Annotated in this window: 15 protein-coding genes; 10 read left to right on the top strand and 5 right to left on the bottom strand. The window is 64.8% G+C overall.

All coding sequences use genetic code 11. The features are described 5' to 3' along the window. Positions 1 to 69: 69 nt before the first annotated feature. The 3 genes from QFZ40_RS03855 to QFZ40_RS03845 all read right to left on the bottom strand — a co-directional run bounded on the left by QFZ40_RS03855 (position 70) and on the right by QFZ40_RS03845 (position 2,967). The gene (locus QFZ40_RS03855; protein ID WP_306902952.1) at positions 70 to 1,092 is read right to left on the bottom strand and encodes an o-succinylbenzoate synthase; all 1,023 of its coding nucleotides are present in this window, start codon (positions 1,090 to 1,092) and stop codon (positions 70 to 72) included. A 90-nt stretch (positions 1,093 to 1,182) separates the two neighbouring features. Continuing rightward, positions 1,183 to 2,199 carry a magnesium and cobalt transport protein CorA gene (locus QFZ40_RS03850; protein ID WP_306906811.1) on the bottom strand — a complete coding sequence of 339 codons (1,017 nt, stop codon included), beginning with the start codon at positions 2,197 to 2,199 and terminating at the stop codon, positions 1,183 to 1,185. Positions 2,200 to 2,334: 135 nt separating this feature from the next. Continuing rightward, positions 2,335 to 2,967, bottom strand: coding sequence for a DedA family protein (locus tag QFZ40_RS03845; protein ID WP_306902951.1), 633 nt, complete (start codon positions 2,965 to 2,967; stop codon positions 2,335 to 2,337). Positions 2,968 to 3,129: 162 nt separating this feature from the next. Between QFZ40_RS03845 and QFZ40_RS03840 the strand changes: the two genes are divergently transcribed. The 4 genes from QFZ40_RS03840 (at position 3,130) to QFZ40_RS03825 (ending at position 6,132) form a co-directional block, all read left to right on the top strand. Next, positions 3,130 to 4,038 (top strand): phosphatase PAP2 family protein, encoded by a 909-nt coding sequence (locus QFZ40_RS03840; RefSeq protein ID WP_306902950.1) that lies wholly within the window; start codon positions 3,130 to 3,132, stop codon positions 4,036 to 4,038. Between the two features lie 295 nt (positions 4,039 to 4,333). Continuing rightward, the gene (locus QFZ40_RS03835; protein WP_306902949.1) at positions 4,334 to 4,933 is read left to right on the top strand and encodes a TasA family protein; all 600 of its coding nucleotides are present in this window, start codon (positions 4,334 to 4,336) and stop codon (positions 4,931 to 4,933) included. 61 nt (positions 4,934 to 4,994) lie between these two features. Next, positions 4,995 to 5,687, top strand: a complete 693-nt coding sequence (locus QFZ40_RS03830; protein ID WP_306902947.1) for a signal peptidase I — start codon at positions 4,995 to 4,997, stop codon at positions 5,685 to 5,687. Further along, complete coding sequence (locus QFZ40_RS03825) at positions 5,680 to 6,132, top strand: hypothetical protein (protein WP_306902946.1); 453 nt, start codon at positions 5,680 to 5,682, stop codon at positions 6,130 to 6,132. Before QFZ40_RS03830 ends, QFZ40_RS03825 begins: the two co-directional genes overlap by 8 nt. Here the strand turns inward: QFZ40_RS03825 and QFZ40_RS03820 are convergent. Beyond that, complete coding sequence (locus tag QFZ40_RS03820; protein ID WP_306902945.1) at positions 6,129 to 7,346, bottom strand: MFS transporter; 1,218 nt, start codon at positions 7,344 to 7,346, stop codon at positions 6,129 to 6,131. The genes QFZ40_RS03825 and QFZ40_RS03820 overlap by 4 nt on opposite strands. 144 nt (positions 7,347 to 7,490) lie before the next feature. Between QFZ40_RS03820 and QFZ40_RS03815 the strand changes: the two genes are divergently transcribed. Together QFZ40_RS03815 and QFZ40_RS03810 are read left to right on the top strand one after the other, a co-directional pair. Next, entirely contained in the window at positions 7,491 to 8,234 is a 744-nt protein-coding gene (locus QFZ40_RS03815) for an SDR family oxidoreductase (RefSeq protein ID WP_306902944.1), read from the top strand. A gap of 366 nt (positions 8,235 to 8,600) precedes the next feature. Beyond that, positions 8,601 to 9,020 carry a hypothetical protein gene (locus tag QFZ40_RS03810; protein WP_306902943.1) on the top strand — a complete coding sequence of 140 codons (420 nt, stop codon included), beginning with the start codon at positions 8,601 to 8,603 and terminating at the stop codon, positions 9,018 to 9,020. 832 nt (positions 9,021 to 9,852) lie between these two features. Here QFZ40_RS03810 and QFZ40_RS03805 read toward each other — a convergent pair. Beyond that, positions 9,853 to 10,221, bottom strand: a complete 369-nt coding sequence (locus QFZ40_RS03805; protein ID WP_306902942.1) for a VOC family protein — start codon at positions 10,219 to 10,221, stop codon at positions 9,853 to 9,855. 60 nt (positions 10,222 to 10,281) lie between these two features. Between QFZ40_RS03805 and QFZ40_RS03800 the strand changes: the two genes are divergently transcribed. From QFZ40_RS03800 to QFZ40_RS03785, 4 genes are all read left to right on the top strand, one after another. Next, complete coding sequence (locus tag QFZ40_RS03800) at positions 10,282 to 10,728, top strand: MarR family winged helix-turn-helix transcriptional regulator (RefSeq protein ID WP_306902940.1); 447 nt, start codon at positions 10,282 to 10,284, stop codon at positions 10,726 to 10,728. A 123-nt stretch (positions 10,729 to 10,851) separates the two neighbouring features. Next, on the top strand, positions 10,852 to 11,490 hold the full coding sequence (locus QFZ40_RS03795; RefSeq protein WP_306902938.1) for a hypothetical protein: 639 nt from the start codon (positions 10,852 to 10,854) through the stop codon (positions 11,488 to 11,490). A 184-nt stretch (positions 11,491 to 11,674) separates the two neighbouring features. After that, the gene (locus QFZ40_RS03790) at positions 11,675 to 12,406 is read left to right on the top strand and encodes a YcnI family copper-binding membrane protein (protein ID WP_373427387.1); all 732 of its coding nucleotides are present in this window, start codon (positions 11,675 to 11,677) and stop codon (positions 12,404 to 12,406) included. Positions 12,407 to 12,553: 147 nt separating this feature from the next. Beyond that, positions 12,554 to 13,144 carry a copper resistance CopC family protein gene (locus tag QFZ40_RS03785; protein ID WP_306902935.1) on the top strand — a complete coding sequence of 197 codons (591 nt, stop codon included), beginning with the start codon at positions 12,554 to 12,556 and terminating at the stop codon, positions 13,142 to 13,144. Positions 13,145 to 13,291: the final 147 nt, after the last annotated feature.

Here is a 13,291-nt window from a genome sequence, read left to right as displayed (position 1 = left end):
GGGAAATCGATGCGGTTTCCCCACCCTGTCAGCAGGTTCCTACGCGGAGCCGTCAGCCAGATGAAGTTCTCATGAACCGCCGGTGACCTGCGATAATGCGTGCACCCGGCGGAGGCGGTCCAGCCACCAGTCCCGGCGTTCCCGTGAAGCCGCGAACCGCTCCAGCAGCCCCGCGTCGGCGTGTACGTCGCGGAGCCGGATGGCGCCGTCGTCGGCCACCAGCGGATCTGCCGTGATGTCAGAGGCGAACAGGGACACAGTCCCCAGCCCGCACGCGTACGGCAGTTCCGGGAGCGCAGCGGCGAGCGCCAGCCCGGCACGGATCCCCACCGAGGTGTCCAGGGCCGAGCTCACGACGGCGGGCAGCCCCGCCTGCGCCACGATGTCCAGGGCCCGACGGACTCCCCCCAGCGGCGCCACCTTGACCACGATGAGGTCGGCCGCGCCGGCCCGCGCCACCTTGAGCGGGTCATCCTCCTTGCGCACACTCTCGTCGGCAGCGATGGGCACGGCCGTACCGGCAGCGCGCAGCCGGCGGCGCACTTCGGCGAGGCCCTCGATGGTCGGCACGGGCTGCTCGGCATATTCAAGCCCGACGGCGGCGAGCCGGGTCAGTGCGTCCACCGCCTGCTGCACGTCCCAGCCGCCGTTGGCGTCCACCCGGATGGCGGCGTCCGGCAGGGCAGCCCGGACGGCGGCGAGGCGGGCGGCGTCGTCGTCGAGGGTCTGGCCCCGTTCGGCCACCTTGACCTTGACGGCGTCCACGCGTCCGAAGCGGGCGAGAACGTCAGGGACCCGGTCCGCGGAAACCGCGGGAACGGTGGCGTTAACGGGAATGCTGGTCCGCAGGGCGGGCGGGAACCCCTGCCAGCCAGCCTCGACGGCGGCGGCGAGCCAGCGGGAAGCCTCGGCATCCGGGTACTCGGGGAACGGGCAGAATTCGCCCCAGCCGAGAGGGCCCCGCAGCAGCAGGGATTCGCGCTCCAGGATGCCCCGGAACTTCACCCGCAGCGGGATGCTGACCACGTGCGCGCCGGCCAGCAGCTCATCCACGGAGGGGAAGACAAGCGGCGAAGGGGCGTGGGCGGGCATGCGTTTCACTGTACCGGGAGCATCAGCCTGCGGCGCCGCGGGGTCCGGGGCGAAGGGCGGCGGATGCTCCTGGACGGACGGCCACGGGGCCTAGATCCATTTGTTGCGCTTGAACATCAGGTACAGGCCAAGCCCCATGGCGACCATCAGGCTCAGGGCAAAGGGGTAGCCAAAGAACCAGTTGAGTTCGGGCATGTCATGGAAATTCATGCCGTAGATCGATGCCACCAGAGTGGGCGCGAAGAGAATGGCGGCCCAGGACGAAATGCGCTTGACCTGCTCGTTCTGTTCATAACTGGATTCGGTGAGCCTCCGCATCTCGTCGTTCTGGCGCTGCGCCACGAGGGCCGCGTTGACTGCGAGCGCGTTCTGCAGCAGGGTGCGGAAGGACGCGACCCGATCGTTCAGCCTGATCACGTGGTCCAGCACGTCACGGAAGTGGTCCTGCAGTTCCTTCCCGGGCTCGCGCTCCGGAGTGCCCGCCATCAGCTCCTGAATCATGCCCACGAGCGGGCCGGTGGCCCGCTGGAAAGTGATGACCTGGCGGGAAAGCTCGTAGATCCGGCGGGAAACATCCGGATCGGCGCCGAACAGGTCGTCCTCGATCTCGTCAACGTCGTTCTCGAGTCCGGCGACGACGGGTTCATACTCGTCTACCACCTGATCCAGGATTCCGTAGAGCACCGCGTCGGGCCCCAGTGCGAGGAACCCGGGCTGGGACTCCATCCGGCTCCGCACTTTGGCCAGGTCCGGGGATTCGGCATGCCGGACGGTCACCACGTAGTCCTGGCCGGCGAACACGTGGATCTCGCCGAACTCCACTCTTTCCTCGTCGTCGAGGTAGCTGGCGGGGCGGAGCACCAGGAAGAGGCATTCGCCATAGTGTTCCAGCTTTGCCCGCTGGTGGCCGGCCAGTGCGTCCTCGACGGCCAGGGGGTTGAGGTCGAACTCCTCGGCCACGGACCGGAGTTCAGCCACATCCGGCCGGTAGAGTCCGATCCACGCCATTCCCTCCCGCTGGCGCAGGAGGAAGAAGGTCTCATCGAGGTCATCGGGATCCGCTGTCCGACGGCCGTCCACGTACACAGCGTTATTGATGATGGCCACCACAATGCCTCCTTCGAACCGGACCGGAGGGGACATGACAGGACATGACCGGAAGGTCCCCTTGGCTGTGACGTTAGACCCTCTGCCCCCGGACGCCAAGGCGCCGGGCCGGAAGCCTGAACGCAAGTCCGCGTATCAGCCGGCTTCCGGTTCTTCACGGCGATCCCGTTCGCTCCGGGCCTTCCGCACGCGCCACGCAACCAATGCGATGACCGCCAGCAAAACCACGACGACGGCGATGTCGCGCCCTGCTGCCTTCGCCACGGTCTCGTAGGAGTTGCCGGCCAGGAAGCCGAGCAGCACGAAACCTGTCCCCCAGACAATCCCTCCGGCAACGTTGAATGCGAGAAAGCGCAGATAGGGCATGCGCGCGGTGCCTGCCAGCGCAGGCATGACTGCCCGAAAGAACGCCACGAACCGTCCGAGGAAAACGGCGGCCCCTCCCCTGCGGCGGAGAAAATCCTGTGCCTCCTCGAGTTTCCTGCGCCTCTTCCGCAGGACCGGCAGGTCAAGAAACCGTGGACCGAAGTGTTTGCCCACTTCGTAGCCCACCGAGTCACCGACCACTGCCGCAAGCACTACCAGCACCATCATCAGCCACAACTGGACGTTTCCGCGGCTGGCCACTACCCCGCCCAGCACGGCGGCCGTCTCACCGGGCAGGATGAACCCGATGAACAATGCGTCCTCGGCAAATACCAGGCAGGCCACCACAACGTAGGCGAGGACCGGCGGAACGTTCAGAATGCCATCAACAAACTGGGTCAATCGGGGAACTCCTTGGCGGGCTGCGCCTGTGCCGAACCCCGGGCGGGGCACCTGGCTTGTAGCCGACAATACCCCTGCCCCCCTGAAGGCGCTCCCAGTTTTCTATGCCACCCCGACACGGGGCCGAAAGCGACTCCCAGTTTTCTGTGACACCCTTAACTGATGACCATGTCACGGCAGGCCCCGCCCCGGAGTTCACAGCGACCCGCCCCTGGCTCCGGTTTCATGTTCGCCTTCGCCACGCTGGCCTGCGTCGTGGGACTGATCGTTACCTACTACTACTTCGTCCAGACCACCACCGGCCAGTTCATCGACGAGTCCGCACTGGTTGAGGCCGTGGACATCCATGGCCCGGCAGGCAAGGCGGCCACCCAGTTCCTGGACTGGCTGCCCACCATCTCCCTGGTGATGGCCGCCGTCGTGGTTCTCTTCGTCACGGTGATCCGGCGCAGATGGGCTGCTGCGGGGATCGCCGTCGCCGCGTGCATTGGCGCAAATATCGCCACCCAGATACTCAAGGATGTACTTCCGCCCCGGCCGGACAAGGGCGTGATCACGCTGGAGCTGAACTCGCTTCCTTCCGGCCACACCACCCTCGCGGCGTCAGCGGCGGCGGCAGTGTTCCTGATGGCATCACCGCGCTGGCGCCCCATGGCAGGTTTCGTCGGCGGAACCTTTGCGATCGCGTCCGGCGTCTCCACGCTGATCAACCAGTGGCACCGCCCTGCCGATGTGGTGGCTGCGTTCCTGCTGGTGGGCGCCTTCATGATCCCGGCGGGCTGGCTGATCCTGCGGTATCACGGTTGGTGGAACGTGTGGGAGGGCTTCGGCAAGCACTGGGGGTCCGCCAAGATCTGGCTTACGCTGCCTGTGATGATCGGGCTGGCTTCCGCCGTGGTGGCGGTGTTTTCGCTGTCCAGGATGCTGCCGGGTCCCGGCCGGGAGGACAGCACCACCAACTACTTCTGGGCCGGAATCTCGCTCATCGTCATTGCCGGGTATCTGGCCACCGTCGCCACCACATCCCTCTTTGCGTACGCAGCCCGACGGCGGGTCCCGCCTTCGCTCTGACCGCTCCGGTCCTGTTTTCCTCCCCCAAGTGGGTAGCAGCAGGGGTCGTTTTGAGCGCCCAAAACGACCCCTGCTGCTACCTAGTTGGGCGTATGTGGCCCTGACCTGCGCCAATGTCCGTGAATCCTGACGGAATCTTGATGAAATACCACGGTGTTATTTGATCGAGCCCATGAATAGTGGTTCTTGCCAGCCCATGTGAGCCTGGCACACGATCGGCCCGCTGGGGGCCCGATTGGCCCGGCTGGGGCAGGGCATCTAGACACACAAAAGGACACTTCTCATGGGTATCAGCATGAAAACCACATCCGGCAAGATCCTGGCCTCCGTCGCACTGGTGGGCACTGCCGCCGCCGTCGCGGGCATGGGAACCTACGGCGCCTTCACCTCCACGACGAACGCCAGCCAGGCAGTGACCGCCGGCACCACCGTCATTAGCCTGACAGGCACCAACACCCTCGCCGTCGCCGTTACGGGCCTGCTCCCCGGTGACTCCGTTGAGAAGTTCGTGACGCTGTCCAACCCGGCGGGCAACTCGGACCTGAACGCGGTCACTCTGAGCACCACCAGCCCCACGCCTACAACGGCCAACATTCTGACCACGGACGTCACCAACGGCCTGCAGGTGACCATCGAATCCTGCACTACGGCGTGGACAGTGGTGGCCGGAGGCGCTGACACCTGTTCCGGCACACCCGCCACGGTCCTCGCCAAGACCTCCATCATCGGCGCCAACAGGACCCTGGCCAACCTTGCCGCCCTCACGGCGGCGGGCGCAGACAACCTGAAGGTCACCACTTCCCTGCCCACTACGGCTGACAACAACTTCCAGGGCCTCACCAGTACCATCGATTTCGCCTTCACGGGCACGCAGCGCACAGGCACCGTCAAGTAACAGGTACGCCGCGCACAACTCCCTGCACCACTAACCGGACTCACCTGAAGGCTTGGCAGCGATGAGCACAGTATCTGATTTCACCCCGGCACATGCTGTCGCCGCGGAAACTGAGCCGTCCCGGCGCCGCCTTGCACCTGGCAGCGGCGCCGGGACTTCCAACACCGCACCTTCCCGTGATTTCGTCAGCAACACCGAAAACACCGCAGTTCAGACCAGCCGCTCCAAGGCCGCCATACGGCGGACCGTCAGCGCCCTCACCACGGCAATGTTCGTCGTCGCGGTGGCAGCGTTCCTGGCATTCGCCGTCGGCCCCCGTGTCCTGGGCTACCAGACGTCGACTATGCTCACCGGTTCCATGGCTCCCCTGATTAACCCGGGGGAGGTCGTGGTCACGGCACCAACCGCCGTCAGCGATATCCGGGTGGGCGACATCATCACCTATCACATCCCCGTGGAGGACCAGCGGGTGGAGACCCACCGCGTCGTCGAGATCCTTACCAACCAGGACGGTACGACGTCGGTCAGCACCAAGGGGGACGCCAACAACGGCGTGGATCCGTGGACCGCAACTTTCCAGGGCAGCACCGTTGACCGGCACGTCCTCACCGTCCCCTACGCGGGGCAGGCCATCCGCGCCCTGCGCCAGCCGGCGGTACAGAACACGCTCATATACGGGGCACCTGCTGTCCTGGTGATCGGGTTACTGGCATCCATCTGGCGCAAGGACCCGGAAGCCGCTGCCAGTGAGTAGACCGGGGATCGGTTCTGCGGCCCGGGCGGTCGGCGTGGTGCTGTGCCTGATACTGGCATTGACGCTCGCGCCGGCGGCCAACGCCTCGTTCACTGGCACCGGCCAGGCCGCCACCAGTTACTCCACAGCAACGCTCCTGGCACCCGCGGAACAGCCAACGAACGTTACCATCACCTGTGACGTGCTGCTGCTCCGAGCCACCATCACTGTCAAGAACTATGGCCATGTAGCAAACGCGAACTATTACGAATTGAAGATTTTCAGCGGCACGAATCCCTCCCCGGTATACACCGCCGAACTTGGGCAGCAGCCAGCCAAGTCGCCTTACACCACTTCGTACTTGTTGTCGGACACTTGGCGAGTGGAAATCAGGGGCCAGTACAAAGTCCCCAACTCAACCAACATCTGGACCAGTCCGCCCTTGACGCGGACGCTGAGTTGTTAGTAGTTCCGGCGGTGCCGGAGCCGGGGAAGCACGACGGCGAACACGGCCGCCGCTGCGAAGCCCAGTCCCGCCGTGGCTGAGACGCCCGAACCGAGAGTTGCCACTGCCGTGACCCCGGAGAGGAGCACCGGCCCGCCGGTTGAGCCCGCATCCGAGATGAACCGCCACAGGCCCAGGAACTGGCCGCGGCCCCGGTCCGGCGAGAAGTCGGCACCGAGGGTCATGATCAGCCCCGAGCTGATGCCGTTGCCGAAGCCGATCAGCAGGGCCGCCAGCAGCAAGCCGGTGAACGACGCCGTAAAGGGAATCAGCAGCAACGCGATGCCCATGATGATGGTGGAGGGTATCGCCACCCATTGCCGACCTCGGCGGTCCATGAGCTTGCCGGCGGGGTAGAAGACCAGCATGTCGATGGCCCCGGACAGGCCGTAGATCAGCGAGGCCTGGGTGGCGTCCATGCCCAGATGATCGGCCCACAGCGGGATGACCACCTGCCGGGAGGCGCGCAGCGCGCTGAGCAGCAGGATGCCCACGCCCAGGGTCAGGAACACTCCGCCGTGGGCGACGGCGACATTCCGCAGGGTGGGTTCGGGGCCTTTGTGCCCGCCGTCGGGCGCGGGCGGAACCACCAGGTCCGGGATGGTGACGGCCAGGACTGCTGCCGCTCCCATCCCCACCACACCCACCCAGTAGGCGCCGGCGATCCCCGCGAACTGCATGGCTGCGGCCCCCACAAACGGTCCGACAAAAACGCCGATCCTGCTCACGCCGCCCAGCGTGGACAGCGCCCGCGCCCGGAATTGCACTGGTACTGCCTCGGTGAGGTACTTCTGCCGGGCCAGGCTGAAGACGCTCGCGGACATTCCGACGACGGTCATCGCCACTGCCAGCAGCCACAGTCCGTTGGGGATCAGGGAGGACATTGCCGCGGCGGCCAGCGCCAGGGCGCCCGCCGCGGCCGCGCCGACGATGGACCAGCGTTCGCCAAACTTCAGCGTGATGAGAGAAGCGGGCAGGTTGAAGAACCACGATCCCAGCCCGATCAGCGTGACGATCAATGCGGACACGGCAACGGACGCCCCGAGCTCGCGGGCCGAAAGCACCACCACCGGCAGTACGGCGCCTTCGCCAATACAGAACAACAGCGCCGGCCCGAACGCGGGAATGGCAATGTTGCGGAAGTTGAAAGGCTGCGGGCTATCTGGCAAAGTCATCAGATTTATCTTATGACCCGGGTCTGTCCAGGCAGGGCCCCGTGACGATGTGCGAGGTGCGTGCTTGCTCACGCTGATGACCCCTTGAACGCCTGAAAAGACCCTAAAGTAGGCAACAGCCACCAACACTAAGGAAGCACACGGATGAACATCGCTGTTGCCGGGGGAACCGGAACCGTTGGCCACTACGTCGTGGGCATCGCCCGGGACCGCGGTCACCAGGTGACCAGCCTATCCAGATCAGAAGGCCTGGACCTGGTCACTGGCCATGGCCTCAACCGGGCGCTGGAAGGCGTGGAAACTGTGATCGACGTCGCCAACATTCGGACGGCGGCAGAAAAGCCGGCGGTCGAGTTCTTCACAGCCACCACCAACAACCTGCTGCGTGCGGAGAAGGCCGCAGGAGTCATGCACCATCTGGCACTGTCCATCGTGGGTATCGACAAGGCAGCGACGGGGTACTACGCCGGAAAGCTGGCTCAGGAACACGCCGTCAGCAGAGGAGTGATTCCGTGGACGATCCTGCGCGCAACCCAGTTCCACGAGTTCGTCCCGCAGGTGCTTGAACGCACATCGATGGGCCCGCTGGCTCTGGTGCCCAGAATGATCACCCAGCCGGTGGCCGCCCGCGAAGTTGCCCGGGCCCTAATGGATGCGGCGGAGGCAGGCCCGCAGGGCCGGGCAGCAGATCTCGGCGGCCCACGGATGGAGCAGCTCACGGACTTGGCCCGCGCCTACGCCGGCAGGAGGCAGCGGAACAAACTGGTCCTGGGCGTCGTCGTCCCGGGACGGCTGTTCAAGGCGATGCGCAGCGGTGCCCTGGTCCCGGAGCCGGGAGCCGCCGTCGGCCGCCAGACGTTTCAGGAGTGGCTGGAAGCGGAAGCATAGCGTTGGGCAGCCCTCACAGGGGCCTTCCGGTCCCAGTACGCTGGCTGTCAGCGAGCGGGGATCGGCCGGAACTTCCACAGTTCACTAGCCTGGGAGGGAAAAGGGTATTGGATCCCCAGACTGCAGTGCCGGTGTCCGGGGTGTGACTGTTGTGGCTGCGACTCTTGCTACCGCGTATTCGTCAACCGCTTCCAGCACGGTGTCGCTGACCGCACCGCCCTTAAGCCGGCCGGATGAGTGGGAAATGCCTGATCGATCAGTGGCCATAAGGTCCGGCCGGGACCCTTGCGCTGACAGCGGTTCCGGGCATTACTCCCTCCATCAAAATGACGAATTCGGACCGCGGTGTTGCGTGGGTCACATTTGATGTCTACGCTGGACGAGGTTGCAGCGTCGCAACCACCAGGCCGCAGCGTAGCGGCCGCCGAGGAAAGCAGAATCGTTTTGACAGATAAGCTCAGTATTCTTGTCCGCGTCGATCTCGACGACGCCCGGGCCCAGGTATCAACAAAGGGCCACGTCACCGTACACAGCATCCATGCACTTTACGTCGTGGTGAAGCGTGCCAACGCGCTGCGGAAGGGCCTGAACCTCGAACTCGACATGCGGGCCGCCTATGTGGATCCGGATGCACTGCAGCAGTTGCGCGACTGCTCCAAGACCCGCCATCTTCCGGCGATCATCGATCCGCTACAGGAAGACTGCACTTTCAGCATCCTGCCGCCCCTTCAGCCGGCCGCAGCCACAGCACTCCACAAGACAGCACTCCAGAAGCTCGCCGCCTAAGACCCGGCCAGAACACCCGGCCTGAACGGTCAGGACCGAATACCCCGGCGCGAACCGGCAGATAATGCCCCGTTTACGCGTTTTTGAGGGGATTATCTGCCTGTTCGCGCAAAGTCCAGGCCGCGCACTCCGGTTCTCACGGGCCTGGCGCTCAAGATAGCCGGGCATTCAAGATAACTGCCATCGAATTTGAGGCCGCAAGACATGGGAAAGCCCCTCCTATGAGGGGCTTTCAGCGGGTTGGTCATTGAATACATGGTGTTGATCAGCGGTGATGTACTCCCCCTTCCCGAACGCCCAAGGCGTCCCCTCCGGACTATGACAAGAACCGACTCTAGTCCGCAATTTGCGGCGGGTCTAGGGGTACCGGCCAGTATTGTTAGCGATCACCAAAAGAGGATGCTGGCGCTGTTTAACGGCGCGGTATTAACGTCGCCGTATTAATCCAGTTAATCCGGTGGCATGAGCAGGGAAATCACCGGGGTTCGCACTCGGGACATCCCGGACACCAAATAGCGGCTGAATGCACCTGATGAGCCGCACGCGAAGACAGCGACCGGGCCAAAGCACTGGCGCCCACCGCAGGAAGCAGGATGGCGGCTGCCATGAGGGACAGCCCGGTCCAGCCCACATCCTGCAGGATGTTCCCCGCCGTTCGCTTTGGCCGCCCGGGCCGCCGGCGCCGTCCCCCGGCATTCATCAGATTCATCATGGTCCGAGGATAAGGACCGGGAACACCCCCGCGCACGAGTAGTCGGTACCTGTTTCGAGGACCAGGAGCACTTGGCTGCTACCCGGTCACCAGCCTCCCGATATGCGACAAGCCCTCCGTTCAGACGCCGTCGTGGATCGTGATTCTGTAGCCGTCAGGGTCGGCGAAGGTGAACGTGCGGCCGAACGGCCCGTCAAACGGCGGGGAGGTGATGGTCGTATCCGCGGCGGCAAGATCATCGTGAAGCTGCTGGGCGTCCGTGGCGCGGAGCCACAGCGCTACGCCTTCTCCTGGCTGCGGGATCGTGCCGATGTTGGTTCCTGGCAGCGGTTCGCGCACCGCGAAGGGAACAGGCCGGGTGTCGAAGACGACGGCGTGTGGCGGGCCGGCCTTAGATCGCTTCAGTCCAAGCTGCAGTTCGTAGAACGCAGCCGAGCGTTCGAGGTCCTGTACTTGCAGGGAAATAAAATCGGGCCCGATAGCGGCCATGGCATTGCCTCCTGTTTATGTCAATATGTTGACATACAAAACCTATGTCAGAATGTTGACATGCGTCAAGACGGAGCTCAAGTGGACCTCGACACCTCGCTCGGCTACCTCCTTAAGCAGGCGCACAGTGCGCTGCGGTCTGCGATGGATTCTGCGCTCCGCCCGCTGGGGATGACGGTGCCCCAGTACGCGTGCCTTGAGCTCCTTGCCCAGCGGCCGGGGCTCTCCAACTCCGAGCTGGCCCGCGGAGCCTTCGTATCCCGGCAGTCAATGAACGTGCTCCTGCAGTCGCTCGAACGTGACAACCTCGTTTCCCGGCATGAGCAGCCACCCGCCGGGCGGTCCGTCCCGGTGCAGCTCACCGCCGTCGGACGAGAGCGCCTGCAGGCCGCCAGTGCTGCTGTCAGTTCCGTGGAGAGCCGGATGCGCCAGGGACTCGATACCGGCGAACAACAGCAATTGCGTGTCCTGCTTTCATCGTGCGTAACGGCTCTGTCCGAATCCTGAGGACCGGGATGTCCCAGGGCGCCGCCGTGCTCGGCACCTCCAAGGGCCACAATTAACGGCCGGCGACCGGCTTTCCGTAAAGTGGAGTGCGGCAATGTTAAGGACGGGAGGGCGGCGACTGGCGTGAATGCCCCTTTCCGTTTCCCACGCGCCGCTGCCGTCGCCGCAGCCATCTTCGGTCTGGCTGCCGGTGCGCACATGCTGTCCGGCGGTTCCCTGCCTGGACCCGAGATCAGCTTTGGCCTGCTGGCCCTGGTGCTGGCGCCCGTCATGATTCTGACCAAAATCAGGATCACGGCACCGGTAATGATCCTGCTGCTCGGCTCCAGCCAGTTGATCCTGCACGGGGCCTTCGATGCTCTATCGGTAGATGCATTGTCGGTGCACGGCATGCCTGTGCATGCCCTGTCCGGGCCTGCTGGATTGACCCCGAGTTCCGGGCATCTCCATGGCGTTTCATTGCTCTCCCCGGCGCCCTTGACCGCTCCCTTGGAGGCGGCGCAAACAGCAGCGTCCGGGGCCTTGATGCTCATCCTTCACGCCGCGGCCACAGTGATCACCGCACTGGTCCTGGCCAGGGGCGAGGCGGCACTCTGGGCATTGGCGGCCTGGCTTCGCCCCCTTATCCAACTGCTGGCCGCACTGTTCGTCCCGGCCTGGCCGCGCCTTCCGCTTCCAGCGCCTGTTGTCATTCCTTCCCGGTGGAGGACCCTCAGGCTGCCCGCGCTGCGCGGCCCGCCGAGGTCCCGCGCCGCCCTCTGAGCGGACAAGCCATCCACCCCGCCGCCTGGACCGAATCCAGAACAAGACCGCGGTCCGTCCGCGGTCCGGCGTTTGTCTATGTTTCCCCTGCGCCACACCGGCCGTTAGAGCACTAACGACAGGCCCGCCCTAAGAGGGCGTGCCGCTGGCCGGTGCGCGCACCCTTTGCCTGGAAGGCATGATTGTGAAAACCTCCATCCGCCGTACCCTCAAGACCCTTGCCGCCGTCGCCGCTTCAACTGGCATGATCGCCATGGCCGCCACTGCGGCCTCCGCCCACGTGAAGGTCGATCCTGACAGCACCGGCGCCAACGGCTACTCGCACCTGACATTCAACGTCCCCAACGAGTCCCCCACGGCCAAGACCAGCAAGCTTGAGGTCAAACTGCCCACGAACACGCCCTTCACGTCGGTCTCGGTCAAACCTGTCGAAGGGTGGACCGCCCAGGTCATCACCAGCGACCTGCCCAAACCCGTCACCGTTTCGGGCACGACCGTTACCAAAGCGCCGACGTCGGTGATCTGGACAGCCGACTCAACGCACCAAATCGGGCAGAACGAATACCAGTCGTTCTCCCTCTCCGTGGGCAAGCTCCCCCAGGCCGGGACCACAGTGATCCTGCCCGCGGCGCAGACCTACACCGACGGAACCGTCGTCAATTGGGACGAAAAGACGGTCGACGGTCAGCCGGAGCCGAAGCATCCGGCCCCGGCCTTCACGACAACGGCCGACGGCGGCGATGCGGCCGCCGCTGCCGCGTCGCCTGCCGCTGCTTCTCCCGTCAGCCAAACCTCCTCAGATTCCAACGACGGCACGTCGGTCTGGGGCGTTGTCCTGGGCGCAGCAGGATTCGTCCTCGGCGCTGCAGCACTGGGCGTCGTCCTGGCAGGCCGGCGCACCCGGTCGGCCAAGTAAGTTCCAGCATTCAGCACTAACGGTTCCTGCGGTGGCCGGATGACTAGGTCCGGCCACCACCTGGATTGCCGCCTCCGGAAAGGACCTGTTTTGAAATCGCTTCACAGTCACCGTCTGGGATTTAGGCCCCGGGGTTTCCTGCTGATCGTGGCCACGTCACTCATGCTGGTGCTTCCCGGTGCCGCGGCACAGGCGCACGACACCCTTGAGTCAACCGATCCGGGCGCCAACTCTGTTGTTGGCAGTGTCCCGGGAAAGATCGGCCTGACCTTCAGCAACACCCCTATCGCCATCGGCTCAGTGATCCGCGTTGTGGATGCGACGGGCACCGACCAGGCCGACGGCCAGGTGTCCATCGTGGATAACCATGTCACCCAGCCGGTCAAGTCCGAGGCCCCTGCTGGGAACTACACGGTGACCTGGCGGGTGGTGTCCTCCGACGGCCACCCCATCGAAGGAACCTTCACGTTCACCGCAGGTAGCGGCAATACCAGCGGCGATACCAACGCCAGCAACAGCCCTTCGGCTACTTCGTCGACGGCATCAACGTCGCCAGCAACAGCGTCGCCGTCGGCAGCGTCCCCATCGGCAGCACCGGCCAGCAGCAGCGGAGGGCTCCCCACGGAGCTGGTCATGGCGGGCGTCGTCGCGCTGATCCTCATCGCGGGTTTCGTTGCCCTAGCCATCAGGATCAAGCGCCGTCTGGGAAGCCAGGATGCCCCTGTTGACGACGAATAAAAGCGACCCACTTCAAGATTCACGCAGCGCATGATCTAGGGCCTGATCCAGACTCAAGTCCCAACGGGATGCGGGGCTGATCCAGACTCAAGGCCCCAACAGGATGCGCGCCTGATCCAGACTCAAGGCCCCAATAGGATGCGGGCC

This window comes from Arthrobacter pascens, assembly GCF_030816475.1.
Classification (GTDB): domain Bacteria; phylum Actinomycetota; class Actinomycetes; order Actinomycetales; family Micrococcaceae; genus Arthrobacter; species Arthrobacter pascens_B.
This window is presented reverse-complemented; position numbering and strand designations above follow the sequence as displayed.